This window comes from Janibacter sp. UYMM211 (assembly GCF_040547045.1).
GTDB lineage: Bacteria > Actinomycetota > Actinomycetes > Actinomycetales > Dermatophilaceae > Marihabitans > Marihabitans melonis.
In genome coordinates this window covers 610,348-636,395 of the sequence record NZ_JBEPOY010000002.1, presented here as the reverse complement: position 1 = coordinate 636,395, position 26,048 = coordinate 610,348, and the positions used below count along the sequence as shown (strand labels likewise).

Genomic DNA, 26,048 nt, shown 5'->3' with positions numbered 1-26,048 from the left:
TCCTGCCAGGTCAGCTCTTCTTCGGCGCCCCCGGGCGGGCGTATCGCCACCACGTGATGGCGATGCACATGAGCGCCCAGGCGATGCCGATGCCGTAGAAGGCGAGCGCCCCGAAGGTCGTCACACCGACCCCGAAGAAGAAGGGCCCGAAGGCCGCGATGGCGGCGGTCCAGCCGATGACGCCACCGGCCTGACGGCGCTCGAAGATCATCGGCATCTGCTTGAAGGTCGAGGCGTTGCCGATGCCCGAGAAGAGGAAGATCGCGAGCATCCCCCACAGGAACTTCGTGAAGCCGGCCTCGAGGGTGGCCGCCGAGGTCGTGTCGGGGGTGAGGGCCGTCATCGTGAAGGCGATCGAGGCGACGAGGCCGATGCCCGAGACGAGCGTCCAGACCGCCCCGCCCATCCGGTCGGTGAGCGGCGCGAAGAGCACGCGCGCGCCGGCGCCGACGAGCGGGCCGAGGAAGACGTACTTGACGACGTCGGGCACCTCGTAGCCGGGGACGAGGAGCTGGGCGCTCGCGCCCGCGCCGGTGACGATGGCGTCGTTACCGCTGCCGTAGAGGTTGGCCATGAGCAGGCCGAACTGCGCGGACAGGCCCGAGAAGGTCCCGAAGGTCATGATGTAGAGCAGCGTCATCCACCAGGTGTCCTGGTTGCCGAAGATGTCGAACTGCTGGCGGATGTTGGCCTGCACCGGCACCGAGCGCAGCATCGTCCACGCGAGGACGGCACCGACGAGCATGAGCGGGATCCACACGAAGGCGGCGTTCTGGAACCACACCTGCGTCGGCTCCTTGCCCGGCGCCGAGAGCATCTGGCTGCCACCGAAGATCGCCAGACCGCTGAGGGCGATGAGGTAGGGCGTGAGCAGCTGCACCAGCGAGACGCCGAAGTTGCCCAGCCCGGCCTGCAGCCCCAGGGCGGTGCCCTGCATCCGCTTCGGGAAGAAGTAGCTCGTGCTCGGCATGAAGCCCGAGAAGGCGCCGCCGCCGATGCCGGCGAGGAAGGCGAGCGTCATGAGCTCCCAGTACGGCGCGGTGGGCTGCTGCACGCGCACGCCCCAGCCGAGGGTGGAGAAGACGAGGAGCACGGTCGTCAGGGAGACCATCTTGCGGGTGCCCATGATCGGGGGCAGCACCATCCACACGAGCCGGAAGAGCCCGGCGGCCAGACCCGGCATCGCGGCCATCCAGTACAGCTGCGAGGCGCTGAGGTCGTAGCCGAGCGCGGTGAGCTTGGGGATGATCGCGCTCGGCAGGAACCACGCGACGAAGGCGAGGGTGAGGCAGAAGGTCGTGATCCACAGGGTGCGCCAGGCCAGCGGCTTGTCCCAGCTCTGCTCGTCCTCGGGGTCCCAGGACTGGAGCCACTCGCCTCCGGTGCGATCTCCTCGGGCGGTCGGGGTCGTGCTGCTCATCGGTGGTGTCCTTGTCTGCGCGAAGGGGTGAGGATCAGCGGGTGGCGAGCGCGCCCTGCGGCGCCTCGAAGTGGTCGGCGAGCTCGGGAGACTCGTCGTGGAGCATCCGCACGACCGTGAGGTGCATCCACACGAGGCAGATGGCGGTGAGGACGAAGACGACGAAGAAGGTGCTCGTCGGGAAGCCGCTCCACTGCTTCGTGTAGGCGAAGAGCAGCGGGAGGAAGAAGCCGCCGAGCCCGCCGAGCATCCCCACGAGACCCCCGACCGAGCCGACGTTGTCGGGGAAGTACTCGGGGATGTGCTTGAAGACGGCGGCCTTGCCGATGCCCATCGCGCACCCGAGGAGCACGAGGAGGGCGGTGAAGGGCGCGATGCCCAGGCCGTAGGCGAGGTGCTCGCTCGTCGAGCCGTCGGCGTGGACGACGACGAGGTGGCCGTTCGGCATCATGAGGACCCCGCTCGCGAGGAGCATGACGGCGAAGGTCGCGTACATGACCCGCCGGGCCCCGACCCGGTCCGAGACCCAGCCGCCGAGCGGGCGCAGCAGGGAGGCCGGGAAGATGAAGAGCGCGGTGAGCAGGGCTGCGGTGCGCAGCTCGACCCCGAAGGTGCTCACGTAGTAGTGCGGCATCCAGGCCGACAGCGCGACGTAGGCGCCGAAGACGGCGGCGTAGTAGAGGCTGAAGCGCCACACCCGCAGCTCGCGCAGGGGCGTGAGCATCGCCCGCAGCGGCTTGCCCTGGCCGGCCATCCGGTCCTGCCGGGGCACGACGAGGTAGGTGAGCAGCGCGACGACGACGAGCGCGACCGAGTAGATGGCCGGGACGACGCGCCACCCTCCCTCGACCACGCCGAGGTAGGTCGTGCCGGCGGTCGCCGTGAGCAGGCCGGGGACGAGGACGAGCAGCAGCTTGGTCACCGACGCGCCGACGTTGCCCGCGCCGAAGACGCCGAGCGCGAAGCCCTGGTGCTCCTTGGGCGTCCACGCCGAGTTCCACGCGACGCCGACGCTGAAGAGGTTGCCGGCGAAGCCGACGAGGAAGGCGAGGACGAGCAGGGTGGCGTAGCTGCCCGCCTGGGTGACGAGGAAGCACGGGATCGCGGTGAGCAGGAGCATCGCGATCGTCACGACCCGGCCGCCCACCCGGTCGGCGAGCATGCCGGCGGGCAGGCGCCACATCGAGCCGTTGAGCACCGCGACCGCGGAGATCCACGCCAGCTGGGGCTCGCTGAGACCGAGCTCGGCCTGGATCGGCACGCCGAGGACGCCGAACATCAGCCACACGGCGAACATCAGGGTGAAGGCCGTGCTCGACATGACGAGCACGCGGGTCGCCCCGCGGTAGCCGGCGCCGCCGGTCTGCACGGGTGCCGGACGTGCTGCTGGCGCTGCCGCCATGGGTGCTCCTCGTGAGCCCGGACGCCCCCTCGGACGTCTCCTTTTTAATCGCTTAAAAATGACTCTACACCCGGGGCAGACCCCCTTCGACCACGTCCTCGACGGCCTGGTCAGAGATGGTTGAACGCGTGACAAACCCCGCAACAGCAGGGAATTACGACCCCAAGGCGTTGCCGAATACGGTCGACGTCGACGCGCGGGCCTAGGTGTTCGGCTATTGCTTTTTATCTGCCAGACTGAGCGCGTGAACGTCACCCGCCTCCCGTCTCAGCCCCCGGTCCCGCCGGGGGACGAGGGCGCCGGCCTGCTCCGGTCGGCGGTGCGTCGCGACATCGTCGACGCGCTCGCCAACCTCGAGCCCGCGGTCCGCGAGGACGGGCTCACCGCCAAGGAGCTCGGCGAGCTCGTCGGCCTGCACACGACGACCGTGCGCTTCCACCTCGACCAGCTCGTCGGGGCCGGCATCCTCACGAGCCACTTCGTGCGCTCCTCGGGCGCGGGTCGCCCGAGCAAGCGCTACGCCGTCGCGCCGGGCGAGCTCGAGCCGACGGAGGACGCCGAGGGCTACAAGGTCCTCGCCGGCCTGCTCGCCGAGATGTTCGTGCGCAGCGACGGCGCGCCGATGACGCCCGAGGAGGCCGGCGCCGCGTGGGCGCACACCCATGCGCCGTCGCTGCTGCACCACTCCCCCTCGATCGAGCCTGCTCGCAGCCCCGGGGTGTGGCTGAGCAAGGTCGGCCTGATGATCGACGTCCTGCGCGAGTGGGGCTACACCCCGAACCTGCGCACGGACAGCTCCGGGCGCACCGCCGAGGTCAGCCTCGAGAGCTGCCCCTTCCTCTCGCTCGCCCGCACCAACCCCGAGGTGGTGTGCGGGGTCCACCGAGGACTCATGCGCGGCACTCTCGAGGTCTTCGGCGAGACCGAGACCGAGCTCTCGCTCGAGCCCTTCGTCGAGCCCCACCGCTGCCTGGCCCACGTGACGACCCGGACCCCCTTCTCCCGACCTGGAGGCACCGCATGACCCCTTCGCCCACGCCCTCGGCACCGACGCCCCCGCGCTCGGCCGGTCTCGACGGACCGATCTCCGAGGCTCTCGTCGGCACCCGCCGCTTCTTCACACGGGCCGGCATCTCGGCCGACCAGCGGGCGATGTTCGTCGAGGGCGGGCGCAGCGGCGACTCCTTCTACCGCGACCGCTGGAGCCACGACAAGGTCGTGCGCAGCACCCACGGCGTCAACTGCACCGGGTCGTGCTCGTGGAAGGTCTACGTCAAGGACGGGATCATCACCTGGGAGGCGCAGCAGACCGACTACCCGAGCACCGGGGCCGACCGCCCGGAGTACGAGCCGCGCGGGTGCCCCCGCGGCGCCGCCTTCTCCTGGTACACGTACTCGCCCACCCGGGTGCGCTACCCCTACGTGCGCGGCGTGCTGCTCGAGATGTACCGCGAGGCCCGGGCCCGCTACGGCGACCCCGTCGTCGCGTGGGGCTCGGTCGTGCAGGACGAGCAGGCCGCCCGGCGCTACAAGAACGCGCGCGGCAAGGGCGGTCTCGTGCGGGCCACGTGGGAGGAGGTCACCGACATGGTGGCCGCCGCGTACGTCTACACGATCAAGCGCTGGGGCCCGGACCGGATCGCCGGCTTCTCCCCCATCCCGGCGATGTCACCGGTGAGCTATGCCTCCGGCGCCCGCTTCAACGAGCTCATCGGCGCGCCGATGCTCTCCTTCTACGACTGGTACGCCGACCTGCCCAACGCCTCGCCGCAGATGTTCGGCGACCAGACCGACGTCCCCGAGTCGGGTGACTGGTGGGACGCCGGGTACCTCATCATGTGGGGCTCGAACGTCCCGCTCACCCGCACGCCGGACGCGCACTGGATGGCCGAGGCCCGGTACCGCGGCCAGAAGGTCGTCGCCGTCGCCCCGGACTACGCCGAGAACGTCAAGTTCGCCGACGAGTGGGTGGCCGCCGCGCCCGGTACCGACGGCGCCCTCGCGATGGCGATGGGGCACGTCGTGCTCAAGGAGTACTTCGCCGACCGCCAGGTCGACTTCTTCACCGAGTACAACCAGCAGTACACCGACCTGCCCTACCTCGTCAGCCTCGAGGCGGTCACGACGGACGGCGCGACCTCCTACCGCCCGGGCAAGTTCCTCGTCGCCGGCGACATCGACTGCGCCGAGAGCACGAGCGAGAACGCCATGTGGAAGACGGCGGTCATCGACGAGCGCACCGACGAGGTCGTCATCCCCAACGGCTCCATCGGACACCGATTCGGCGACGAGGGTGCCGGCCGGTGGAACCTCGAGCTCGGCGACATCCGCCCGCGCCTGTCCCTCTACGGGTCACCCGACGCGGTCGAGGTCGAGCTGCCCCGCTTCGACAACGTCGCCGGCGCCGTGCGCGAGGAGCGCCGCGGCGTCCCCGTGCGCCGGGTCGGCGACCACCTCGTGACGACCGTCCTCGACCTCATGCTCGCCCAGTACGGCGTCGCCCGCGACGGCCTGCCCGGCGCCTGGCCGACGGGCTACGACGACCCGGGGGTGCCGGCCACCCCCGCGTGGGGCGCCGAGATCTCCGGCGTGCCGGTCGAGCAGATCGTCCGGCTGGCCCGCGAGTGGGCGCAGAACGCCATCGACACGACCGGTCGCGGGATGATCCTCATGGGCGCCGGCACCAACCACTGGTACCACTCCGACCAGATCTACCGCGCCATGCTCGTCCTCACGACGATCACCGGCTGCCAGGGCCGCAACGGCGGGGGCTGGGCGCACTACGTCGGGCAGGAGAAGGTCCGCCCGATCATGGGCTTCCAGCACATGGCCTTCGCGCTGGACTGGATGCGCCCGCCGCGCCACATGAACCAGACGGCATACTGGTACGTCAACACGAGCCAGTACCGCTACGACACCTTCACCGCCGACGAGGTCAACGGCAGCACCGGCGTCTTCGCCGGCCGATCGACGATGGACCTGCTCGTCCAGTCGGCCCGCCTCGGGTGGACCCCCTCGTACCCGCAGTTCGACCGCAGCTCGCTCGCCGTCTCCGACGAGGCGAAGGAGGCCGGGGTGCCGGTCGGCGAGTACGTCGCCTCCGCGCTCAAGGCCGGCACCCTGCGCCTGGCCGTCGAGGACCCCGAGGCCCCCGACAACCACCCCCGGGTCCTCTCGCTGTGGCGGGCCAACCTCTTCGGCTCCTCGGCGAAGGGCAACGAGTACTTCCTCAAGCACCTCCTCGGCACCGACAACGCCGTGCGGGCCGCCGAGGCGCCCGAGTCGATGCGCCCCGAGGGGGTCGTCTGGCCCGAGCGGGCACCGGAGGGCAAGCTCGACCTGCTCCTCACCCTCGACTTCCGGATGACGAGCTCGACGCTGCTCTCCGACGTCGTCCTCCCGGCCGCGACCTGGTACGAGAAGCACGACATCAACACGACGGACATGCACCCCTTCGTGCACTCCTTCAACCCCGCGATCGCTCCCCCGTGGCAGTCCAAGAGCGACTGGGAGACGTGGAAGACGATCGCCAAGCGCTTCTCCGAGCTCGCCGTCGACCACCTCGGCACCCGCACCGACGTCGTCGCCAAGCCGCTGTGGCACGACACCCCCGAGGCGATGGCGACCGTGCACGGCCGCGTCCAGGACTGGGCGAAGGGGGAGTGCGACCCGGTCCCCGGGAAGACCATGCCGGTCCTCGTCGAGGTCACCCGCGACTACCCCGCGACCTACGAGAAGATGACCTCGATCGGCCCGCTCATGGAGAAGGCCGGGATGCTCACCAAGGGCGTGCGCTACGAGGTGGGGCGCGAGATCGACCTGCTGCGCGGGCGTCACGGAGTCGCCCGCACGGGCGCCGGGGCCGGCCAGCCGCGGATGGAGACCGACATCCAGGTCGCCGACGCGATCCTGCACCTCTCGGGCGTGAGCAACGGCCACCTCGCCACCCAGGGCTTCCGCTTCCTCGAGAAGCGCACCGGGACCCAGCTGCACGACCTCGCGTCGGAGCACGAGGGCAAGCAGATCACCTTCGCCGACACCCAGGCCGCGCCGGTGCCGGTCATCACCTCGCCGGAGTGGTCGGGCAGCGAGTCCGGCGGACGGCGCTACTCCCCCTTCACCATCAACATCGAGCGGCACAAGCCCTTCCACACCCTCACGGGTCGCCAGCAGATGTACGTCGACCACGACTGGATGCTCGGGATGGGCGAGGCGCTGCCGGTCTACCGGCCACCGCTCGACATGACCCGGCTCTTCGGCGAGACCCCGCTCGGCGAGCAGGTCGAGGAGGAGGGCCGCGGCATCGCGCTGTCGGTGCGCTACCTCACCCCGCACAACAAGTGGTCGATCCACTCCGAGTACCAGGACAACCTCTTCATGCTCAGCCTGAGCCGCGGCGGTCAGACGGTGTGGATGTCGGATGTCGACGCGGCGAAGATCGGCGTGCGCGACAACGACTGGATCGAGGCGGTCAACCGCAACGGCGTCGTCGCCGCCCGGGCCGTCGTCAGCCACCGGATGCCCGAGGGCACGGTCTACATGCACCACGCCCAGGACCGGCTCATCGACGTGCCGCTCACGGAGACCGACGGCAAGCGGGGCGGCATCCACAACAGCCTCACGCGGATCCTGCTCAAGCCGAGCCACATCATCGGCGGCTACGCACAGCTGTCCTACTTCTTCAACTACATCGGCCCGACGGGCAACAACCGCGACGAGGTCACGACGATCCGCCGCCGCACCGACCAGGACGTGGAGTACTGACATGCGAGTCATGGCCCAGATGGCGATGGTGATGAACCTCGACAAGTGCATCGGGTGCCACACGTGCTCGGTCACCTGCAAGCAGGCGTGGACCAACCGAGCCGGCACCGAGTACGTGTGGTTCAACAACGTCGAGACCCGGCCCGGTCTGGGCTACCCCCGCGGGTACGAGGACCAGGACGAGTGGAAGGGCGGCTGGGAGCGCGCCGCCAACGGCCGGCTGCGCCTGCGCGCCGGCGGGCGGCTGAACAAGCTGCTCAACATCTTCTCCAACCCCAAGATGCCGAGCATCCAGGACTACTACGAGCCCTGGACCTACGACTACGAGACCCTCCTCGACGCCCCGGCGCAGAAGACCTTCCCCGTCGCCCGCCCCTACTCGCTCATCTCGGGCAAGGCGATGAACGTCTCGTGGTCGGCGAACTGGGACGACGACCTCGGCGGCAGCATGGAGCACGCCGTGAAGGACCCGATGCTCAAGGGCATCGAGGACAAGGTGAAGTTCGAGTTCGACCAGACCTTCATGTTCTACCTGCCGCGGATCTGCGAGCACTGCCTCAACCCCAGCTGCGCGGCGTCCTGCCCCTCAGGCGCGATCTACAAGCGCGAGGAGGACGGCATCGTCCTTGTCGACCAGGACCGCTGCCGCGGCTGGCGGATGTGCGTCACCGGCTGCCCGTACAAGAAGGTCTACTTCAACCACAAGACCGGCAAGGCCGAGAAGTGCACCTTCTGCTACCCCCGGGTCGAGGTCGGCATCCCCACGGTGTGCGCCGAGACCTGCGTCGGGCGGCTGCGCTACATCGGGATCATGCTCTACGACGCCGACCGCGTCCTCGACGCGGCCTCGGTGGAGGACGACCACGACCTCTACGAGGCGCAGCGCTCGGTCTTCCTCGACCCCTTCGACCCCGAGGTGCAGCGCGAGGCCGAGCGGGCCGGCATCCCCGGTGACTGGGTCGAGGCCGCGAAGGCATCGCCCGTGCGGCGGCTCATCATGGACTACAAGGTGGCCCTGCCCCTGCACCCGGAGTACCGCACGATGCCGATGGTCTGGTACATCCCGCCGCTGTCGCCCGTCGTCGACGTCGTCGCCGAGACCGGGCACGACGGCGAGGACGCGGACAACCTCTTCGCCGCCATCGACACCCTGCGCATCCCCGTCGAGTACCTCGCCAACCTCTTCACCGCCGGCGACGTCCGGCCCGTCGACGAGGTCCTCAAGAAGCTCGCGGCGATGCGCTCCTACATGCGCGACATCAACCTCGGGCGCGACCCGCGCGGCGAGATCCCCGCGGCCGTCGGGATGGAGGAGGAGGACATGTACGAGATGTTCCGCCTGCTCGCCCTGGCGAAGTACGACGAGCGCTACGTCATCCCCACCGCCCACGGCGAGCAGGCGCACGGGCTCGAGGAGCTCGCGACGGACTGCGCGGTCTCGGGCTACGACACCGAGCTCGACGACCTCTCCGGCCCCTTCGGCGAGGGCTCCGGGCGCGGCGGCACGACCCCGGTCGCGGTCGAGAACTTCCACATGCTCGCCGAGCGCCAGACCTCCGACCAGCTCGTCGGCGGCGGCAGCAAGTCCGGGCGCGTCAACCTGCTCAACTGGGACGGCAAGGGCACCCCCGAGGGCATGTTCCCGACCCGAGGGTCCGGTGATCGGCCGTGATGCCGTGGCGGCGCCACCGCCGCAGCGCACCCGCCCTCGACGAGCGCGCCCAGGCCGACGCGTGGCAGATCATCTCGCTCCTCCTCGACTACCCCGACGAGCGCCTCCTGACGCTCCTGCCCGTCCTGCGGGAGAGCGCGAAGGGGTTGCCCCCCGGCGTCGGCGACCGCCTCACCGGCGTCGTCGACCACCTCGAGAGCACCCCCCTTCGCGAGCTCCAGGCGCAGTACGTCGACACCTTCGACGTCACCCGCCGGTGCGCCCTGCACCTCACGTACTTCTTGCACGGCGACACCCGCAAGCGCGGCGCCGCGCTCGTGCAGTTCAAGCAGGCCTACCGCCGTGCGGGCGTCGAGCTCGCCGACGAGGGCGCGGAGCTGCCCGACCACCTGTGCGTCGTCCTCGAGCTCGGCGCGACCGTCGACGCGGCCACCGCCTGGCGGCTGCTCAACGACCACCGCGTCGGCGTCGAGCTGCTGCACACGGCGCTCAAGGGCAAGGCCTCGCCGTGGCTGCCCGTCGTCCAGGCGCTGCGGGCCACCCTGCCCGCGCTCGGCGACGACGACGAGCAGGCTCTCGCCCGGCTCATCGCGCAGGGCCCGCCCCAGGAGGACGTCGGCATCGACCAGTCCCCCTACACCCACGACCCGGCGGTCGAGGAGCACCTCGCGCGCACCTCGGGCACCACCTGCGGCAGCGCCGCCGCGGACCCCCTTCGCCCCACCCCGCCGCAGGCGCTCACGCCCGGCCCGACCATCCCCGTAGGAGCACCCCGGTGAGCACCTTCCTCTGGGTCATCGTCCCGTACCTCACCCTCGCGACCTTCGTCGTCGGGCACGTCTGGCGCTACCGCTACGACAAGTTCGGGTGGACCACCCGCTCCTCGCAGCTCTACGAGGACCGGCTGCTGCGGATCGGCAGCCCGCTCTTCCACTTCGGGATGCTCGGGGTCGTCGCCGGCCACGTCATCGGCCTCGTCATCCCGAAGGTCGCGACCGACGCGCTGGGCATCAGCGCGCACACGTACCACGTCGTCGCGCTGGCGGGCGGCATCCCCGCGGGGCTGGCCGCCGTCGCCGGGCTCGTCATCCTCGTCTACCGCCGCCGCACCACCGGGCCGGTCTTCAGCGCGACGACGCTCAACGACAAGGTCATGTACCTCTTCCTCGGGCTCGTCATGGTCCTCGGGATCTGGAACACGATCGCGGGCTCGCTCCTGCGCTTCGGCGGCGAGTACGACTACCGCGAAGGGGTGTCGGTGTGGTGGCGCAGCATCTTCACCTTCGCGCCCGAGCCCGATCTCATGGCCGCCGCACCGCTCGGTTTCCAGCTGCACGCGCTCACCGCGATGATCCTCTTCGCGATGTGGCCCTTCACCCGGCTCGTCCACGTCTTCAGCGCGCCGATCGGCTACCTCACCCGGCCCTACCTCGTCTACCGGTCGCGCGACAGCCGTCCGGGCCGCGGCACGGGCAGCCGGGCACCTCGCCGGGGGTGGGACAAGTCCGAGCTGACCCGCCGCTGATCACCACCCCGAGCACCGCGACACCCGCGACGACGACGTACCGTCGACCCATGCCCTTCCCCGCCCTCGTCGAGCCAGGACCGCCCCTGAGCCCGGAGCAGCTGACCCGATACGCACGGCACCTGCTGCTGCCGAGCATCGGCGAGACGGGCCAGCGCCGGCTGCTCGCGGCGCGGGTCGCGGTCGTCGGTGCGGGCGGCCTGGGCTCCCCCGCCCTGCTCTACCTCGCGGCCGCCGGGGTCGGCGCGATCACCGTCGTCGACGACGACTCCGTCGACGCGACGAACCTCCAGCGCCAGGTCATCCACGACGCCATGTCGGTCGGACTGTCGAAGGTCGAGAGCGCCGTCGACCGCGTGCGCGGGCTCAACCCCGACTGCGACGTCGTCGGACGGCACGTGCGCATCACCGACGAGAACGCCCGCGACGTCCTCGCCGGCCACGACCTCGTCCTCGACGGCAGCGACAACTTCGAGACGCGGTACGCCGTCGACGCCGCCTGCGCCGAGCTCGGCGTGCCGCTCGTGTGGGCCGCCGTGTACCGCACCGCCGCGCACGTGACGACCTTCTGGACCGCTGCGCCCGAGGGGCTGCCCGCGGTCGGCCTGCGCGACCTCTTCCCCGACCCGCCCGAGCCGGGGTCGGTCCCGGCCTGCGGCGACGCCGGGGTGCTCGGTGCGCTCGTCGGGCAGATCGGGTCGATGATGACGAGCGAGGCGATCAAGCTCGTCACCGGGTCCGGGGAGCCGCTGCTGGGCCGCGTCCTGTACGTCGACAGCATGGCGAGCACGCAGCGCTCGATCCCCCTCGCCCCGTCGGGTCGGTACGACGCCGCGGTGCGGCGGCCGGCCGCCCTCGCTCCCCCGGCCGCGCCGGAGACGACGACCGTGAGCGCGACCGCCCTCGCCGCCCTTGTCGAGGCGCCGGGCTCCCCCTTCGTCCTCGACGTGCGCGAGCCGGCCGAGATCGCCTTCGGGATGGTGCCGGGCTCGGCGCACATCCCCCTGGCCACCCTGCGCGACGGCGACCCCGACGCGCTCGGCGTCCCGCGCGACCGCACCGTCGTCCTCGTGTGCAAGGCCGGGCCGCGCGCGACCCTGGCCGCCGCGACCCTGCGAGCCCACGGCTACGAGCAGCTCGAGGTGCTCGACGGCGGCATGCTCGCGTGGGTCGACGAGGTCGACCCCTCTCTCCCCCGCTACTAGGAGCAGGCACCCGTGAGCACCACCCGCGAGCTGTTGACGCTCGAGCAGTACGTCGCCGAGGTCCTGCGCCTCGTGCCCGGCCCGACCCCGGTCGAGGTCGTCGCGCTCGACGACGCCCACGGCCGCGTGCTCGCGGGCGCGGTCACCGCGCGCGGCCAGGTCCCGGCCTTCGCCAACTCGGCGATGGACGGCTACGCCGTGCGCTGGGCGGACGTCGCGAACGCGCCCGTCGAGCTGGCCGTCGTCGGCGAGGTGCCCGCGGGCTCGCCGCACGACCCGGCGATCGGGCCGGGCGAGTGCGTGCGGATCATGACCGGCGCACCCGTGCCGGGCGACGCCGACACGATCGTGCCCGTCGAGCTCACCGACGGCGGCGAGCAGCGGGTCCACGTCACCGCAGCCCCCGAGCGCGGGCAGGGCGCCCACGTCCGCGGGGCCGGCGAGGACCTCCAGGCCGGCGACCTCGTCGCCGAGCCCGGCACCACGCTCACCGCACGGGTCCTCTCGTCCGTCGCCGCCGCCGGGCACGCCGAGGTGCCCGTGCGCCGCCGACCGGTCGTCGCCGTCGCCGCGACCGGCGACGAGCTCGTCGCCCCCGGTGGCGAGCTGGGGCGTGGTCAGGTCTACGAGTCCAACGCGACGCACCTCGCGGCGACCGCCCGCGAGCAGGGCGCCGACGTCGTCGTGCCGCCCACGGTGCGCGACGACGCCGCCCTCGTCGTGCGGGCCCTCGACGAGCTCGCCGCGCAGGCCGACGTCGTCGTCCTCACCGGTGGGGCGAGCGTCGGCGCCTACGACGTGGCCCGCGACGTGCTCACCGAGCACGCGGGCGCGACCTACCGTCACGTGCGCGTCCAGCCGGGCAAGCCCCAGGGCTGGGCGCTCTGGCAGGGCACCCCGGTCGTCGCGCTCCCGGGCAACCCGGTGAGCGCGGCCATCTCCTTTGAGGTCGTCGTGCGGCCGCTCCTCGACGCGCTGCTCGGCCGGGCGCCGCGCCCGACCACCCGCGCCGTCGCCGCGACCGGGTGGCGCTCGCCGCCCGGTCGGCGCCAGCTCGTCCCGGTGCGCATCACCCAGGGCGAGGACCTGCGCCCTCTCGCCACCCCGTCGCACCGCCGGGGGTCGGCGTCGCACATGGTGACCTCGCTCGCCGGTGCCGACGCGCTCGCCGAGGTGCCCGAGGAGACCACCGAGGTCGCCCCGGGCGACCTCCTGACGATCAGGAGCCTGGCATGAGCCACCCCCTCACCCATCTCGACGAGGGCGGGCACGCCCGCATGGTCGACGTCACCGAGAAGTCGCCGACCGTCCGAGCCGCGACCGCCGCCGGGTCGGTGCGGGTCGCGCCGGAGGTCGTCGCCCTGCTGCGCGACGGCGCCGTGCCGAAGGGGGACGTGCTCGCCGTCGCCCGCGTCGCGGGCATCCAGGCCGCGAAGAAGACCCCGGAGCTGCTCCCCCTCGCCCACGTCATCGGCGTGCACGGGTGCACCGTCGACCTGACGATCACCGACACGGGGGTCGACGTCGTCGCGACGGTGCGCACCGCCGACCGCACCGGTGTCGAGATGGAGGCGCTGACGAGCGTGAGCGTCGCAGCGCTCGCCGTCGTCGACATGGTCAAGGGCGTCGACCGCACCGCCCGCATCACCGACATCCGCGTGCTGAGCAAGCAGGGCGGGCGCTCCGGGTCGTGGACCCGCCCCGAGACGCAGGACCACGCATGAGCGCCGTCGAGTACGACGTCGTCGTCGTCGCCGGCGGCGCCGGCTCGCGCCTCGGAGGAGCGGTCAAGGCGGACCTCACCGTCGACGGCGAGCGCCTGCTCGACCGCGTCCTCGCGGCGACCGGGTCGGCGTCGACCCGCGTGCTCGTCGGGCGAGGCATCGACGCCCCCGACGACGTGGTGCGCACGCTCGAGGACCCCCCGTCCGGCGGCCCGGCGGCCGGCACCGACGCCGGGCTGCAGGCCGTGACGAGCCCCGCGCGGTGGACCCTGCTCCTCGCGAGCGACCTCGCCGACCCCGCCGCCGGCATCGCCACCCTGCTCGAGGCGGCGGCCCGCGCGGACGAGGACGGAGAGGACGACGTCGACGGTATCTGCCTGGCCGGTGACGCCGAGCACCCGCAGTGGCTCTTCGGCATCCACCGCACGGCGGCGCTGCGCGGCGCGGTCGAGTCTCTCGACACCGTGCGCAACCGCTCGATGAAGGCCCTGCTGTCCTCGCTGCGCCTCACCACCGTCGCCGTCGACCCGGCCGCGGTCGCCGACATCGACACCCCGACGGACGCCCGGACCTGGCAGGCGCAGCGCCCGGCCGACGCCCCCCGCGAGCCGCGGCTGCGCGGCGACGCCGCGACCGTGCAGCGCTGGCGGCAGTGGGTCGAGATGGCCTGCGAGGCGGTCGCGGTCGACCCCGATCTCGTCGACGTCGCCGGCATCCACGTCCTCACCAAGCAGGTCGCCCACGGCTACGACCGGCCGCTCGCGCCGGTGTCGTCCTACGTCCTCGGCCTGGCCGTCGGTGCGGCGCAGGCGCGCGGCGAGGAGGTCGACCAGGTCGCCCTGCGGCGGGCCATCGTCGCGACGATCGAGCAGGCACCCCCGGTGCCGGAGGAGCAGTCATGAGCGTGCAGGTCAGGTGGTTCGGCGGGGCGGCGGAAGCCGCCGGCGTCGAGGAGGAGCAGGTGCCCGAGGGCCTGCTGTCCGCGGTGCTCGCCGCGACGGTCGAGCGTCACGGCGACGCCGTGGCGCGCGTGCTGCCGCGGTGCGCGGTGCTCGTCGACGGGCGCAACGCCCAGGGCGAGGACCCGCAGGTGCCGACCGGCTCGGTCGTCGACGTGCTGCCCCCCTTCGCCGGGGGCTGATCAGCCGCCGATCGCGCTCATCGGGCGCGGTGGCTGGAGGAATCCGGGCTCGTCGATGCCGTGACCGGGGCGCTTGCCCGCGAGGCACGAGTGGAGCAGCGCGGTGACCTCCTCCTCGGAGGACCCGTCGCGAAGGGGGGTCCTCAGGTCGGTCTCGCCCCGGGCGAAGAGGCACGAGCGCAGCTGGCCGTCGGCGGTGAGGCGCAGCCGGTCGCACGCCCCGCAGAAGGGCATCGTCACCGACGCGATGATCCCGACCGTGCCGGGGCCGCCGTCGACGACGAAGCGCTCGGCCGGGGCCGCCCCGCGACCGGGCATCTCGACGAGGTCGAAGTCCTCGCGCAGCCACCCGAGGATCTCGGCAGCGGTGATCATCTCCGAGCGCTGCCACGTGTGACCGCCGTCGAGCGGCATCTGCTCGATGAAGCGCAGCTCGTAGCCGTGGTCGAGGGCCCACCGCAGCAGGTCGCCGGCCTCGTCGTCGTTGACGCCGCGCATGAGCACGGTGTTGATCTTGATGGGGGCGAGGCCGGCCGCGTCGGCCGCGGCGATGCCGGCCATCGTGTCCTCGAAGCGGTCGCGCCGCGTCATCGAGGCGAAGCGGTCCGCCCGCAGGGTGTCGAGGCTGATGTTGACCCGGGCGAGGCCGGCGTCGGCGAGGGGCTGGGCGAGCTTGGGCAGGCGCAGGGCGTTGGAGGTCAGCGAGACCTCGACCGGGCCGTGCTCGCCGCTCATGGCGGCCACACCGCGGACGACGTCGACGACGTCGGGGCGCAGCAGCGGCTCGCCCCCGGTGAGCCGGACCTCGGTGATGCCGGCCGCGACCGCGACCTCGATGACGCGCAGGAGCTCGTCGGTCGTCAGCAGGTCGGGGGTGGGCAGCCAGGGCATGCCCTCGGCGGGCATGCAGTAGGTGCAGCGCAGGTTGCACCGGTCGGTGAGCGAGACCCGCAGGTCCCGGTGGACGCGTCCGTGGCCGTCGGTCAGCACGAGAGCCCGCTCCACTGGTGGCTGCCGTCGACCTCGTGCTGCTTCTTCCAGATCGGCACGCCGTGCTTGACCGCCTCGACGACGTCGCGGCACAGGGTGATCGCGAGGTCGCGGTGCGCGCTCGCGACGAGCACGACGAGGGCGAGGTCGCCGACCTCGAGGTGGCCGACGCGGTGCACGGCGACGACCTGGGCCTGGCCGTCGGGATCACCGGCGGCGACCGCGGCGGAGACGACGTCGCCGATGACACGGCCCGCGTCGGGGTGCGCGGAGTAGTCGAGCGAGACGACCTCGCCGGATGCCTCCGGGTCGTGGTCGCGGACCTGCCCGACGAAGGTGGAGACAGCCCCGTGCGAGGGACCGCCCACCTCGGCCATGAGGGCCGTCAGGTCGATCGGGTCGGTCGCGATCTGGGCGCGCCAGGTCATCGGTGATCGCCTCCGTGGAGCTGGTCGAGCAGGTGGGCCAGCAGCGGGACGACGACCTCGAGGCCCTCGCGCACCGCCTTCGGGCTGCCGGGCAGGTTGACGACGACGGCACCGGGGTGGTCTGCCGTCGCGTGGACGACGCCGGCGAGACCACGGGTGAGGACGGCGTGCGGGGTCTTCGTCGCGCCGTGGGCGCGGATCGCCTCGGCGACGCCGGGCAGCTCGGCGTCGAGGACCTCGCGCGTGCCCTCGGGCGTGCGGTCGCGCGGGCCGACACCGGTGCCCCCGGTCGAGACCACGACGCGCACCCCCTCGGCGAGCACCCGCCGCAGCTCGTCGCGCACGCTGTCGGCGCCGTCCGGCACGACCGAGGTCGTCACGACGAAGCCAGCGCCCTCGAGGGCCTCGCGACCGGCCGGACCGGACAGGTCCTCGCGCTCACCACGGGCCGAGCGGTCCGACACGGTGAGGACATGGGCGCCCACGGGCGCGGTGGTCGGGGCTGGCTGCGTCATCACCCCCATCCTCTCACCACGCCCTGCGGCCCCGACGCCCCCTGGGGGGTGCGGGGACGGGAGCCGGCGGGACCGGACCAGTCGTTGACCACCTGGTTAATCAACCGATAGGTTAAGCACATGGCAGACGAGCTGAGCACCACCTTCGCCGCCCTGGCCGACCCGACCCGGCGCGCGATCCTCACGCGCCTGGGCGACGGCGAGGCCACGGTGAGCGAGCTGGCGCAGCCTTTCGCCATGTCCCTGCCCGCCATCTCCAAGCACCTCTCGGTGCTCGAGCGGGCCGGGCTGATCTCGAAGACCCCCGACGCGCAGCGACGCCGCTGCCGCCTGGAGGCCACCCCGCTGCAGGACGCGACGACGTGGCTCGAGCTCTACCGGGAGCACTGGGAGCGACGGCTGGACGACCTCGGCGACTACCTCGCCACCATGAGCACGCCCTCGACGCAGGGCACCACCCAGGAGAAGCCATGAGCACTGCACCCCGAGGCGCCCGCGAGCGCGCCACCGTCACCACCGACGGCCCGGAGCTGGTCGTCACCCGCACCTTCGACGCCCCTGCCGACCTCGTCTTCGAGGTCATGACGACCCCCGAGCACGTGCGGCGGTGGTGGGGCGCCGGGCACGGCGAGGTCACCGTCTGCGAGATCGACCTGCGCGAGGGCGGGGCGTGGCACTTCGCCCAGCGCGCCGGCTCCTCGGGCGAGGAGGTGTCTTTCTCCGGTCACTACCGCACGATCGAGCGACCGGGCCACCTCGTGCACACCGAGCGCTTCGACAACCTCGAGTCGCCCTACTCGCTCGTCGACACGACGTACACCGAGAGCGAGGGACGCACCCACCTGCGCGCGGTCATCACCTACGACTCCCCCGAGACCGTGCAGATGGTCGTCGAGTCGGGCATGGAGGGCGGCCTGCAGAGCTCCTACGACGCCGTCGACGACGTCCTCGCCGAGCTGTCCTCCCGCTAGCCCCTTCGTTGGTCGAGGTGCGAAGGCCCTCCAGGGCCTGAGCCTCGAGACCACCGCCGCGAAGGGGGACCGCTCCCGTCATGGGGGTGGCCCCCTTCGCCCGGCGGGCACGACACTGCCTGGTCGGGGGGCCGACAGGGAGGGGATCGCCATGCAGCACGTCAGCGACGGGGGTCTGGAGACCGACCTCATCTACCACCACGGGGTGGACCTGCCGCACTTCGCGGCCTACGTGCTGCTTCGCGACAGGCACGGCCGCGACCTGCTCCGGCAGTACTACGAGGGCTACGCGCGGGTCGCGGAGCGGCACGGCGTCGGGCTGCAGCTCGAGACGCCGACCTGGCGGGCGAGCAGCGACTGGGGAGACCTCCTCGGCGACGACGCGTCGGCCCTCGCCGCCGCCAACGCCGACGCGGTCGCCCTGCTGCGCGAGATCGGCGAGCAGTGGTCCGACCGCGTCCCGGCCGTGCGGGTGGTGGGGCAGATCGGCCCGAGGGGCGACGGCTACCGGCCGGGGGCAGGGGTCGACCCGGACGAGGCGGCGGAGTACCACCGCCCGCAGGTCGCGGCTCTCGCGGGGGCGGGCGCCGACCACGTCGAGGTGCTGACCCTCACCGACGTCGGCGAGGCCGTCGGCGTCGTGCGCGCGGCGCGCGACGTCGGGGTGCCCGTGTGGGTGGGCTGGACCGTCGAGGTCGACGGGCGCCTGCCCGGTGGGACGAGCCTGCAGGAGGCGGTCGAGGCCACCGACACCCAGGCCGCTCCGGACGCGTACATGGTCAACTGCGCCCACCCGCGGCACGTCGCCGCCGGGCTGAGCGGGCCGTGGGACTGCGTGCGTGGGCTCAAGGTCAACGCCTCCGAGCGCAGCCACGAGGAGCTCGACGCGATGACGAGCCTCGACCCCGGCGACCCGGCCGAGCTCGCCGCGGCCCACGTCGAGCTCGAGCGCTCGCTGCCGGCGCTCGAGGTCGTCGGGGGGTGCTGCGGCACCGACGCGACCCACGTCGGCGCGATCTGGGCCGCCCGGACCAGGGGCTGACCCCCCTTCGCCGGTGATTCGAAGAAGGACCGTCACCTCGAGGTGACGGTCCTTCTTCGAACGAGGAGAGCGCCCTCCTCAGAGCCCGAGTCGTTGCGGGCTCTTCGTCGACTCCGGCTCGGCCGCGGGCTCGTTCCTCGCCCACGACCTCCCCTGCGCCCTCCTCAGAGCCCGAGGTCGCGGCCGATGAGCTCCTTCATGATCTCGTTCGTGCCGGCCCAGATCTTGTGGACGCGGGCGTCGCGCCAGGCGCGGGCCACGCGGTACTCGGTCATGAAGCCGTACCCGCCGTGCAGCTGGACGCACTCGTCGAGCACGCCGCACTGGACCTCGGCGGCCCACCACTTGGCCTTCGCGGCGTCGACGGCGGTGAGACGGCCCTGCGCGTGCGCGGTGACGCAGTCGTCGACGTAGGCCTGCGTGACCTCGACCTTCGTCACGAGCTCGGCGATCTTGAACTTGTTGTGCTGGAAGGTGCCGATCGGCTGACCGAAGGCCTTGCGCTCCTTCGTGTACGCGATCGTCTCGCGCAGGATCTGGTCGGCGCCGGCGATGTTGGCGATGGCGTTGCCGAGGCGCTCCTGTGGCAGCTTCTGCATCATCGCGACGAAGCCCATGCCCTCGGGGCCGAGGAGGCGGTCGGCGGGCACGCGCACGTCGTCGAAGAAGAGCTCGGAGGTGTCGGACTCGGGCTGACCGATCTTGTCCAGCGGGTTGCCCTTGGTGAAGCCCGCGTCGCCGGCCTCGAGGACGAAGAGCGAGATGCCCTTGGCCCCCTTCGTCGGGTCGGTGCGCGCGGCGACGACCGCGAGGTCGCACTGGTGGCCGTTGGTGATGAAGGTCTTGCTGCCGTTGATGACCCAGTCGCCCGAGCCGTCGTCGGCGCGCACGGCCGTCGTCTTCAGCGCGGCGAGGTCGGAGCCGCCGGAGGGCTCGGTCATGCCGATCGACAGGATCGTCTCGCCGGTGACGACCGTCGGCAGCCAGCGCTGCTTCTGCTCCTCGGTGCCGAGCGCGACGACGTACGGCGCGGTGATGTCGGAGTGGATGCCGAAGCACGACGCGGTCGCGGCGTTGAAGGCGGCGAGCTCCTCGGCGAGGACGGCGTTGAAGCGGTAGTCGTCGATGCCCGCGCCGCCGAACTCCTCGGGGATCGTCAGGCCGAAGAAGCCCTGCTTGCCCGCCTCGAGCCACACCTCGCGCGGGATCCGGTGCTCGCGGATCATCTCCTCCGCACGGGGGACGAGCGTGCGCTCGACGAACTCCTTGACGGAGGCGCGGAAGGACTCGTGGTCCTCGTCGTAGATGTTGCGGGGCATGCCTGATGGCCTCTCGCTCGCGGTGGTCGGGACGCGCCCAGCATGGCTAAGCGCTTGCTTAGCGTAGGCGTCGCCGGGCATGCTGGGCAAGTGACGAGCACCTCATCCGCGACGCCGTCGAGCGAGTCGCCCACCGTGTCCCGCCTCTACGAGGCGGCGGCAGATGCCTTCGGCGCGAAGGGGTTCCACGCGACGACGACCCGAGACATCGCCTCTCGGGCCGGGCTGTCCCCCGCGGGCGTGTACGTCCACTTCGCCTCGAAGGAGGACCTGCTCTACCAGCTCTCCCGCGAGGGGCACACCGTCGCCCGCGACGCGCTGGCCCGCGCCGCCGCGCGCTCGAGCGCCCCGGCCGAGACGCTGCGCTCGATGATCGGCGCCTTCGCCCGTTGGCACGCCGAGCAGCACCAGGTGGCTCGGATCGTCCAGTACGAGTTCCGCCACCTCTCCCCCGAGCACCAGCACGAGGTGCTCACCCTGCGTCGTGAGATCGACGCGGTCGTGCGCGGGGTGGTGGACGAAGGGGTGGCCTCGGGCGACTTCGAGGTCGAGGACACCCACGCGGCCGCGCTCGCGCTGCTCTCGCTCGTCGTCGACGTCGCCCGCTGGTACCACCCGGGCGTGCAGCAGACCCCGGAGCAGATCGAGCAGACCTACGGCGCGCTCGCCCTCCGGCTCGTCGGCGCCTCGCCCCACCCGGGCTGATCGCGCCCGACCGGCGCGCCCGGCCCACCTCTGCCATCATCACCGCATGACCAGCCGGGGCGGCGCGATCGCGCGCGGGAGCGCGGCCGCCGCGCTCGCCACCGCGGTCGCCCTGTGCTCGCACGTCCTGGCCGGCGGCGCCGTGCCGCACGTGCTCGGGGTCGTCGTCCCGCTCGCCCTCGCCGTGCCCGCGTGCACCCTGCTCGCCCGGTGGCGCCCGGCCCTGCCGCGCCTGGGCTCCTCGGTGGCCGCGAGCCAGCTGCTCTTCCACACCCTCTTCTCGCTCGGCGCGGCCCCGGGCGGTGCCGGTCACCTCGAGCACGTGCGTCAGACCGGGCACCTCGGCCAGCTCGGGCTCACCGCCCAGGGCGAGGCCCTGCTGACGACGACCACGACCGGCGCGCACACGATGCCCTCGAGCTCGATGTGGCTCGCGCACCTCGTCGCAGCCGTCGTGACGATCGCGGCGCTGCACCGCGGCGAGGAGGTCTCGCGCCGGCTGCACGTGCTCGCCCTGGCGGTCGCGGCCTTCCTCGCCCCTCCCGCCCCGGTGCACCTCGCCCGACCTGGCACCGACGTGCGACCGGCCCCCGCGCCCCGCGCGCTGCCGACCGCCCGGCTCGTCGAGCTCGCGCAGGAGATCAGCCGCAGGGGCCCGCCGTCGGGCCTCGCCGACTCCTTCGCCTGACCCCCGCCTCCGGCGAGGGGTCCTCGGCGACACCTGCCGTGCCCTGCATGGACGGCCGGTCTCGCCACCCGCGCACCGCGACGGCCTCTCGTCGCGCGAGCGCTCCCCCTTCGTCATCGCGCCGACCCGGAAGCCCGGGCGGCGACGCACCAGGAAGCGACCCCCCATGTCGACGACCACGTCGAGCACGACCTCCCCCACCCCTCCCCCGCCGCCGGGCCGAGACCGGACCACCCGCGGATGGCCGCCGCAGCTGCTCCTGCGGCTGCACTTCTACGCCGGGCTGCTCGTCGGCCCCTTCGTCCTCGTCGCCGCGCTCACCGGCGCGGTCTACGCGCTGACGCCGAGCATCGAGCGGGTCGTCTACGCCGAGCAGCTGAGCACCGTCGGCACCGGCGTGCACCGACCCCTGTCCGAGCAGGTGGCGACGGCCCAGGCGTACACGGGCGGCGAGCGCGTCGCCGCCGCGCGCCCCGCCCCCGACGCCGGGTCGACGACGCGGGTGATGTTCGACGCCCCCGGTCTCGGCGAGAGCGAGAGCCGGGCGATCTTCGTCGACCCGTACACGAACGCCGTGCGCGGCGACCTCACCGTCTACGGCACGAGCGGCGCGCTGCCCGTGCGCACCTGGGTCGACCAGCTGCACCGCGGGCTCCACCTCGGCGAGCGCGGGCGGCTCTACAGCGAGCTCGCCGCCTCGTGGCTGTGGGTCGTCGCCCTCGCCGGTCTCGGGCTGTGGCTGCGCCGGCTGCGGCGCACCCGGCGGCTGCGCGAGATGCTCCTGCCCCCGCGCGGGCGCGCCGGCTACCGGCGCACCCGTGACCGGCACGCCGCGGTCGGCGCGTGGGTGCTCGTCGGGGCGCTCGGGCTCTCCGCGACCGGCATCACGTGGTCGCAGCTCGCCGGCGAGCGGGTCACCGACCTCCGGGCGCAGCTGGGCTGGTCAGCACCGGCCCTCGACACCGAGCTGTCGGGCGGGACGGCCGCAGCGGGTGCGCACCACGCGGGCCACCACGGCGGCGGGTCCGGCGAGGCCCCGCGCGTCGCACCGGTGAGCTTCGACGCGGTCCTCGGGGCGGCCCGGCAGGCGGGCATCGACGCCGGCCAGGTCGAGGTCTCCGCCCCGGCGGCGGAGGGCAGCGCATGGGTGGTCCGCGAGATCCGGGCCGCCTACGCCACCGAGGTCGACACCGTCGCCGTCGACGGCGACACCCTCGAGGTGACCGACCGGGTGACCTTCGCCGAGCACCCCTTCGTCGCCAAGCTCGCGCGCTGGGGCATCGACCTGCACATCGGTGCGCTCTTCGGCGTCGCCAACCAGGTGGTCCTCTTCGTCCTCGCGTGCGGCATCGCGGCGAGCGTCGTGTGGGGCTACGCGATGTGGTGGCGACGGGGGACCATCCGGCCCGGACGGGTCGGCGGACGCGCCCCGGCGCGCGGCGCTCTCGCCCGGGCCCCGTGGTGGGGGCTCGTGGGCGTCGCGGCGGTGGCCGTCGTCATCGGCCTGGCCCTGCCGCTCGTCGGGATCTCGCTGCTCGTCTTCGTGCTCGTCGACGCCGGGCGGGGCCTGCTCGCCCGGCGACGAGAGGTCGGCGCGGCCGCAGGCTGAGTCCCTCCCCCTTCGCACGGCTCGGTCCGGTGAGCGCGGATCGCCGCTACGTCATCGGCGTGACGGCGATTCGTGCTCACTCGATGGAGGCCAGATGTGCCGACGCTCAGTCGAGGAGGAGGACCGCGCCGGCCACGGCGACGAGCGCACCGGCGGTGCGCACGTGGTCGGCGCGGGCCAGCCGGCGCAGCAGACGCGCACGCTCCTGCTCGTCGGGCCCCCGGCCCAGACGACCGTGGGTCGGGGCCGCGACGAGCGCCGTCGTGACGACCGCGACGAGCGTCCCGGCAGCCGCGAGCCAGCCCGCCGCGACGGCCGGGTGGGCGACGAGCTGCCACGCGACGACGAGGACGAGCGGCGGGTAGATCACGGCGACGACCGGGGTGATCCGGCGCGAGTGGGCGGCGTGAGCACCGGCCCACCGCTCGTGCCCGACCTCGGCGAGCGCCGGGTAGACGACGCGGTCGACCGTCAGCTGGAAGCCGAGGTGCGCACCGGCGAGCAGCACGAGCCACGGGGTCGGCTCGAGCAGGCTCATCGGGGCGTCCGCAGGGGCATGGCTGGAGGCTATCCGGCCGCTCGGCGCACGGGGTGGACGCGAGGTTGACCACGCCAGTCGAACAGGTGTTCGATGACGTCATGCCCGAGATCGACATCGCCGCCCTGAGAGACCGGGTGCGTGCGATGGAGCGTACGACGAGCACCCGAGAGCCGCTCTCGCGCTCCGCGGTCGTCGACGCGCTCGTCCCCGGCGGGCTCGTCGCGGGCTGCACCTACGCGGTGCACGGCTCGCACACCCTGCTCCTCAGCCTCCTCGCCGGCGGCTCGGCGCAGGGCCGCTGGTGCGGGCTCGTCGGGCTGCCCGACCTCGGCGTCGAGTCGGCCCGCGGGCTGGGTCTCGACCTCGAGCGCACCCTCGCCGTGCCCTCCCCCGGCGAGACCTGGGTCGAGACGACCGCGACCCTCGTCGAGGCCCTCCCCCTCGTCGCCGTCCGCCCGCCGCACACCCCGTCGCGCGCTGACGTCACCCGGCTCTCCGCCCGGCTGCGTGCCCGCTCCGCCGCCCTCGTCGTCCTGCTCGACGACGCCCCCGGCGAGCAGACCCGCTGGCCCGGGGTCGAGGCGAGCGTGCGCGTGCTCTCGCAGTCGTGGACCGGTCTGGCCGACGGCCGCGGCCGGCTGCTCGGCCGCGAGCTCGTCGCCGAGGTCCGCCCGCGCAGCGCCCCCGTCCGCCAGGTGGCGCTCGTCCAGCGGCCCGACGGCCTCGTCGGCCTGCCGGGCGCGAGCGACGACGCCGACCGGCGCGACCGGCGCGGGCTGCTCGAGGCGGCCAGCTGATGGCCCGCGCCGCCGTCCGCACCGGCACGACCGCGCTCGCCGCCGGCGGCCGACGGCTCGTCCTGTGGTGCCCCGACTGGCCGGTCCGCGCGGCCGTCTGGGACGCGGGCGAGGGCTCCCCCCTTCGCCTGAGCGAGCCGATCGGCCTCGTGGCGAAGGGGGAGATCCACGCCTGCTCCGCCGCGGCCCGCGGGCTCGGCGTGCGGCGCGGGCTGCGCGTGCGCGAGGCCCAGTCGCGCTGCCCCGAGCTGCTCACCCTCACCCACGACCCGGGCGCCGACGAGCGGCTCTTCGCCAGCCTGCTGCCCGACCTCGAGGAGGTCGTCGCCGGGGTCGAGGTCGTCCGTCCGGGCACGGCAACCCTCGTCGTCGACGGCCCGGCCCGCTTCCACGGCGGCGAGGTGCCGGTCGGGGCGCTGCTGTGCGAGCGCCTCGTCGGGCGCGGCGTCGAGGACGTGCGGGCCGGTGTCGCCGACACCGTCTTCGCCGCCGAGCAGGTCGCCCGCGTCACCGACGCCCAGGACTGCGCGGCGCTGCCCGGCGAGCAGACCGCCGACTTCCTCGCGCCGCTGCCCGTCACCGCCCTCGGCGAGCCCGATCTCGCCGACCTGTGGCGCCGTCTCGGGCTGCGCACCCTCGGCGACCTCGCCCTGCTCGACGAGGCCGACGTGCGGGCCCGCTTCGGCGAGCGCGGGGTGCGCTGCCACCGCACGGCGCGGGGTCTCGAGGACGCGACCTTCCTGCCCCGACGGCCACCGGCGACCCACGAGGAGAGCGCGCACTTCGAGCACGCGCTGCGGCGCGCCGAGCAGGTCGTCACCGGTGCCGGCGCGGCCGCGCAGCGGCTCGTCGACTCCCTCGAGCGCGAGCACCTCGTGTGCACCGCGGTGTGGGTCGAGGTCGTCACCGACTCCGGGCGCACGCTCCAGCGACGCTGGGCCCATCCCCGGTTCTTCGACGCCGCGGCGCTGCTCGACCGGCTCGCGTGGACCCTCGACGCCGAGGCCCCCGGCGCCCCGGTGAGCGAGGTGCGTCTCGTGCCCAACGAGACCGCCGACGTCACCGCCGTCGCCGACGGGCTGTGGTCGGACCCGGCCGGCGAGCAGGTGCGCCAGGCCGCCTCGCGCATCCAGTCCGCCCTCGGGCACGACGCCGTCGGTCGGCCCGAGCCCGTCGGCGGGCGGGGGCCGGCCGAGCGGCAGCGGCTCGTCCCGTGGGGCGTGGCCGCGCCACGTGTCGACGACGCGCCCTGGCCCGGGCACCTGCCGGCGCCCGCGCCGGCGAGCGTCTACACCGCCCCCGCCCCCGCCGAGCTGCTCGACCGCGGCGGCCATCTCGTCGGTGTCACCGAGCGCGGGGCCGTGAGCGCCTCGCCCGCCACGGTCCGGGCGACCCCGGGCGGCCCGGCCCGTCCGGTCCAGGGGTGGGCCGGGCCCTGGCCCGCCGACGAGCGCTGGTGGGCGCCCGACGGGCGGCGCACCGCGCGCCTGCAGGTCGTCGACGTCACCGGTCAGGCCTGGCTGCTCCTGCACGCCGACGGGCAGTGGTGGACCGAGGCCCGGTATGACTGACATCTCGCCCGGGATCTCC

25 protein-coding genes are annotated in these 26,048 nt (G+C 73.2%); 18 read left to right on the top strand and 7 right to left on the bottom strand.

Annotation, left to right across the window (positions count from 1 at the left end; all coding sequences use genetic code 11):
* Positions 1-10: 10 nt before the first annotated feature.
* The gene (locus tag ABIB53_RS08155) at positions 11-1,420 is read right to left on the bottom strand and encodes an MFS transporter (protein ID WP_354587807.1); all 1,410 of its coding nucleotides are present in this window, start codon (positions 1,418-1,420) and stop codon (positions 11-13) included.
* 34 nt (positions 1,421-1,454) lie between these two features.
* On the bottom strand, positions 1,455-2,822 hold the full coding sequence (locus tag ABIB53_RS08150) for an MFS transporter (RefSeq protein ID WP_354587805.1): 1,368 nt from the start codon (positions 2,820-2,822) through the stop codon (positions 1,455-1,457).
* A gap of 244 nt (positions 2,823-3,066) precedes the next feature.
* Here ABIB53_RS08150 and ABIB53_RS08145 point away from each other — a divergent pair, with 244 nt between their 5' ends.
* Genes ABIB53_RS08145 through ABIB53_RS08100 form a run of 10 tightly spaced genes read left to right on the top strand, consistent with a single transcriptional unit; the run spans position 3,067 to position 14,853 of the window.
* On the top strand, positions 3,067-3,846 hold the full coding sequence (locus tag ABIB53_RS08145) for a helix-turn-helix transcriptional regulator (protein ID WP_354587803.1): 780 nt from the start codon (positions 3,067-3,069) through the stop codon (positions 3,844-3,846).
* Positions 3,843-7,586 (top strand): nitrate reductase subunit alpha, encoded by a 3,744-nt coding sequence (locus ABIB53_RS08140; RefSeq protein WP_354587801.1) that lies wholly within the window; start codon positions 3,843-3,845, stop codon positions 7,584-7,586. The genes ABIB53_RS08145 and ABIB53_RS08140 overlap by 4 nt, the downstream gene beginning before the upstream one ends.
* A gap of 1 nt (position 7,587) precedes the next feature.
* Entirely contained in the window at positions 7,588-9,258 is a 1,671-nt protein-coding gene (gene narH / locus ABIB53_RS08135; RefSeq protein ID WP_354587799.1) for a nitrate reductase subunit beta, read from the top strand.
* Positions 9,258-10,037: a nitrate reductase molybdenum cofactor assembly chaperone gene (gene narJ, locus ABIB53_RS08130; protein WP_354587798.1), complete on the top strand. Its 780-nt coding sequence runs from the start codon at positions 9,258-9,260 to the stop codon at positions 10,035-10,037. Before narH ends, narJ begins: the two co-directional genes overlap by 1 nt.
* Positions 10,034-10,783 carry a respiratory nitrate reductase subunit gamma gene (gene narI / locus ABIB53_RS08125; RefSeq protein ID WP_252974896.1) on the top strand — a complete coding sequence of 250 codons (750 nt, stop codon included), beginning with the start codon at positions 10,034-10,036 and terminating at the stop codon, positions 10,781-10,783. The genes narJ and narI overlap by 4 nt, the downstream gene beginning before the upstream one ends.
* Positions 10,784-10,833: 50 nt before the next feature.
* Positions 10,834-11,988 (top strand): ThiF family adenylyltransferase, encoded by a 1,155-nt coding sequence (locus ABIB53_RS08120; protein ID WP_354587797.1) that lies wholly within the window; start codon positions 10,834-10,836, stop codon positions 11,986-11,988.
* Positions 11,989-12,000: 12 nt separating this feature from the next.
* Complete coding sequence (locus tag ABIB53_RS08115; RefSeq protein ID WP_354587795.1) at positions 12,001-13,224, top strand: molybdopterin molybdotransferase MoeA; 1,224 nt, start codon at positions 12,001-12,003, stop codon at positions 13,222-13,224.
* The gene (gene moaC, locus ABIB53_RS08110; RefSeq protein ID WP_123090971.1) at positions 13,221-13,712 is read left to right on the top strand and encodes a cyclic pyranopterin monophosphate synthase MoaC; all 492 of its coding nucleotides are present in this window, start codon (positions 13,221-13,223) and stop codon (positions 13,710-13,712) included. The genes ABIB53_RS08115 and moaC overlap by 4 nt, the downstream gene beginning before the upstream one ends.
* On the top strand, positions 13,709-14,614 hold the full coding sequence (locus ABIB53_RS08105) for an NTP transferase domain-containing protein (protein ID WP_123090972.1): 906 nt from the start codon (positions 13,709-13,711) through the stop codon (positions 14,612-14,614). Before moaC ends, ABIB53_RS08105 begins: the two co-directional genes overlap by 4 nt.
* Positions 14,611-14,853 (top strand): MoaD/ThiS family protein, encoded by a 243-nt coding sequence (locus ABIB53_RS08100; RefSeq protein ID WP_068273741.1) that lies wholly within the window; start codon positions 14,611-14,613, stop codon positions 14,851-14,853. Before ABIB53_RS08105 ends, ABIB53_RS08100 begins: the two co-directional genes overlap by 4 nt.
* Here the strand turns inward: ABIB53_RS08100 and moaA are convergent, their stop codons facing one another.
* From moaA to ABIB53_RS08085, 3 genes are read right to left on the bottom strand one after another with little or no spacing between them, the layout of a single operon-like run.
* Complete coding sequence (gene moaA / locus ABIB53_RS08095; protein WP_229300799.1) at positions 14,854-15,843, bottom strand: GTP 3',8-cyclase MoaA; 990 nt, start codon at positions 15,841-15,843, stop codon at positions 14,854-14,856.
* Positions 15,837-16,271, bottom strand: a complete 435-nt coding sequence (locus tag ABIB53_RS08090; protein ID WP_191564369.1) for a molybdenum cofactor biosynthesis protein MoaE — start codon at positions 16,269-16,271, stop codon at positions 15,837-15,839. Before ABIB53_RS08090 ends, moaA begins: the two co-directional genes overlap by 7 nt.
* Positions 16,268-16,786 (bottom strand): MogA/MoaB family molybdenum cofactor biosynthesis protein, encoded by a 519-nt coding sequence (locus ABIB53_RS08085; protein ID WP_123090973.1) that lies wholly within the window; start codon positions 16,784-16,786, stop codon positions 16,268-16,270. Before ABIB53_RS08085 ends, ABIB53_RS08090 begins: the two co-directional genes overlap by 4 nt.
* Before the next feature lie 120 nt (positions 16,787-16,906).
* Between ABIB53_RS08085 and ABIB53_RS08080 the strand changes: the two genes are divergently transcribed.
* The 3 genes from ABIB53_RS08080 to ABIB53_RS08070 all read left to right on the top strand — a co-directional run bounded on the left by ABIB53_RS08080 (position 16,907) and on the right by ABIB53_RS08070 (position 18,799).
* Positions 16,907-17,260, top strand: coding sequence for an ArsR/SmtB family transcription factor (locus ABIB53_RS08080; RefSeq protein WP_123090974.1), 354 nt, complete (start codon positions 16,907-16,909; stop codon positions 17,258-17,260).
* A complete protein-coding gene (locus tag ABIB53_RS08075) occupies positions 17,257-17,757 on the top strand; it encodes an SRPBCC family protein (RefSeq protein ID WP_354587794.1) in 501 nt (166 codons plus the stop codon). The genes ABIB53_RS08080 and ABIB53_RS08075 overlap by 4 nt, the downstream gene beginning before the upstream one ends.
* A gap of 151 nt (positions 17,758-17,908) precedes the next feature.
* The gene (locus ABIB53_RS08070) at positions 17,909-18,799 is read left to right on the top strand and encodes a homocysteine S-methyltransferase family protein (protein WP_354587793.1); all 891 of its coding nucleotides are present in this window, start codon (positions 17,909-17,911) and stop codon (positions 18,797-18,799) included.
* A gap of 164 nt (positions 18,800-18,963) precedes the next feature.
* On the opposite strand, the gene ABIB53_RS08065 is transcribed toward ABIB53_RS08070, so the two are convergent.
* Complete coding sequence (locus tag ABIB53_RS08065) at positions 18,964-20,118, bottom strand: acyl-CoA dehydrogenase family protein (RefSeq protein ID WP_123090977.1); 1,155 nt, start codon at positions 20,116-20,118, stop codon at positions 18,964-18,966.
* 90 nt (positions 20,119-20,208) lie between these two features.
* Between ABIB53_RS08065 and ABIB53_RS08060 the strand changes: the two genes are divergently transcribed.
* The 3 genes from ABIB53_RS08060 to ABIB53_RS08050 all read left to right on the top strand — a co-directional run bounded on the left by ABIB53_RS08060 (position 20,209) and on the right by ABIB53_RS08050 (position 23,120).
* Positions 20,209-20,823: a TetR/AcrR family transcriptional regulator gene (locus ABIB53_RS08060; protein ID WP_068273728.1), complete on the top strand. Its 615-nt coding sequence runs from the start codon at positions 20,209-20,211 to the stop codon at positions 20,821-20,823.
* Between the two features lie 46 nt (positions 20,824-20,869).
* The gene (locus ABIB53_RS08055; protein ID WP_354587792.1) at positions 20,870-21,511 is read left to right on the top strand and encodes a hypothetical protein; all 642 of its coding nucleotides are present in this window, start codon (positions 20,870-20,872) and stop codon (positions 21,509-21,511) included.
* Between the two features lie 166 nt (positions 21,512-21,677).
* A complete protein-coding gene (locus ABIB53_RS08050) occupies positions 21,678-23,120 on the top strand; it encodes a PepSY-associated TM helix domain-containing protein (protein ID WP_354587791.1) in 1,443 nt (480 codons plus the stop codon).
* 106 nt (positions 23,121-23,226) lie between these two features.
* Here ABIB53_RS08050 and ABIB53_RS08045 read toward each other — a convergent pair whose 3' ends face one another.
* Complete coding sequence (locus tag ABIB53_RS08045; RefSeq protein WP_354587790.1) at positions 23,227-23,658, bottom strand: hypothetical protein; 432 nt, start codon at positions 23,656-23,658, stop codon at positions 23,227-23,229.
* Between the two features lie 101 nt (positions 23,659-23,759).
* On the opposite strand from ABIB53_RS08045, the gene imuA' reads away from it, so the two are divergent.
* Both imuA' and ABIB53_RS08035 read left to right on the top strand, forming a co-directional pair.
* Positions 23,760-24,458 (top strand): DnaE2-dependent mutagenesis accessory factor ImuA', encoded by a 699-nt coding sequence (imuA', locus tag ABIB53_RS08040; RefSeq protein WP_354587789.1) that lies wholly within the window; start codon positions 23,760-23,762, stop codon positions 24,456-24,458.
* Positions 24,458-26,029, top strand: coding sequence for a DNA polymerase Y family protein (locus ABIB53_RS08035; RefSeq protein ID WP_354587787.1), 1,572 nt, complete (start codon positions 24,458-24,460; stop codon positions 26,027-26,029). The genes imuA' and ABIB53_RS08035 overlap by 1 nt, the downstream gene beginning before the upstream one ends.
* Positions 26,030-26,048: the final 19 nt, after the last annotated feature.

Coding starts and splice junctions, on each gene's coding strand:
- ABIB53_RS08140 (WP_354587801.1), top strand. CDS start 3,843: ATGACCCCTTCGCCCACGCCCTCGGCACCGACGCCCCCGCGCTCGGCC.
- ABIB53_RS08120 (WP_354587797.1), top strand. CDS start 10,834: ATGCCCTTCCCCGCCCTCGTCGAGCCAGGACCGCCCCTGAGCCCGGAG.
- ABIB53_RS08075 (WP_354587794.1), top strand. CDS start 17,257: ATGAGCACTGCACCCCGAGGCGCCCGCGAGCGCGCCACCGTCACCACC.
- ABIB53_RS08055 (WP_354587792.1), top strand. CDS start 20,870: ATGACCAGCCGGGGCGGCGCGATCGCGCGCGGGAGCGCGGCCGCCGCG.
- ABIB53_RS08155 (WP_354587807.1), bottom strand. CDS start 1,420: ATGAGCAGCACGACCCCGACCGCCCGAGGAGATCGCACCGGAGGCGAG.
- narH (WP_354587799.1), top strand. CDS start 7,588: ATGCGAGTCATGGCCCAGATGGCGATGGTGATGAACCTCGACAAGTGC.
- ABIB53_RS08100 (WP_068273741.1), top strand. CDS start 14,611: ATGAGCGTGCAGGTCAGGTGGTTCGGCGGGGCGGCGGAAGCCGCCGGC.
- ABIB53_RS08150 (WP_354587805.1), bottom strand. CDS start 2,822: ATGGCGGCAGCGCCAGCAGCACGTCCGGCACCCGTGCAGACCGGCGGC.
- ABIB53_RS08050 (WP_354587791.1), top strand. CDS start 21,678: ATGTCGACGACCACGTCGAGCACGACCTCCCCCACCCCTCCCCCGCCG.
- ABIB53_RS08090 (WP_191564369.1), bottom strand. CDS start 16,271: ATGACCTGGCGCGCCCAGATCGCGACCGACCCGATCGACCTGACGGCC.
- ABIB53_RS08085 (WP_123090973.1), bottom strand. CDS start 16,786: ATGACGCAGCCAGCCCCGACCACCGCGCCCGTGGGCGCCCATGTCCTC.
- ABIB53_RS08065 (WP_123090977.1), bottom strand. CDS start 20,118: ATGCCCCGCAACATCTACGACGAGGACCACGAGTCCTTCCGCGCCTCC.
- narJ (WP_354587798.1), top strand. CDS start 9,258: ATGCCGTGGCGGCGCCACCGCCGCAGCGCACCCGCCCTCGACGAGCGC.
- ABIB53_RS08105 (WP_123090972.1), top strand. CDS start 13,709: ATGAGCGCCGTCGAGTACGACGTCGTCGTCGTCGCCGGCGGCGCCGGC.
- ABIB53_RS08070 (WP_354587793.1), top strand. CDS start 17,909: ATGCAGCACGTCAGCGACGGGGGTCTGGAGACCGACCTCATCTACCAC.
- imuA' (WP_354587789.1), top strand. CDS start 23,760: ATGCCCGAGATCGACATCGCCGCCCTGAGAGACCGGGTGCGTGCGATG.
- ABIB53_RS08035 (WP_354587787.1), top strand. CDS start 24,458: ATGGCCCGCGCCGCCGTCCGCACCGGCACGACCGCGCTCGCCGCCGGC.
- ABIB53_RS08080 (WP_123090974.1), top strand. CDS start 16,907: ATGGCAGACGAGCTGAGCACCACCTTCGCCGCCCTGGCCGACCCGACC.
- ABIB53_RS08045 (WP_354587790.1), bottom strand. CDS start 23,658: ATGAGCCTGCTCGAGCCGACCCCGTGGCTCGTGCTGCTCGCCGGTGCG.
- moaC (WP_123090971.1), top strand. CDS start 13,221: ATGAGCCACCCCCTCACCCATCTCGACGAGGGCGGGCACGCCCGCATG.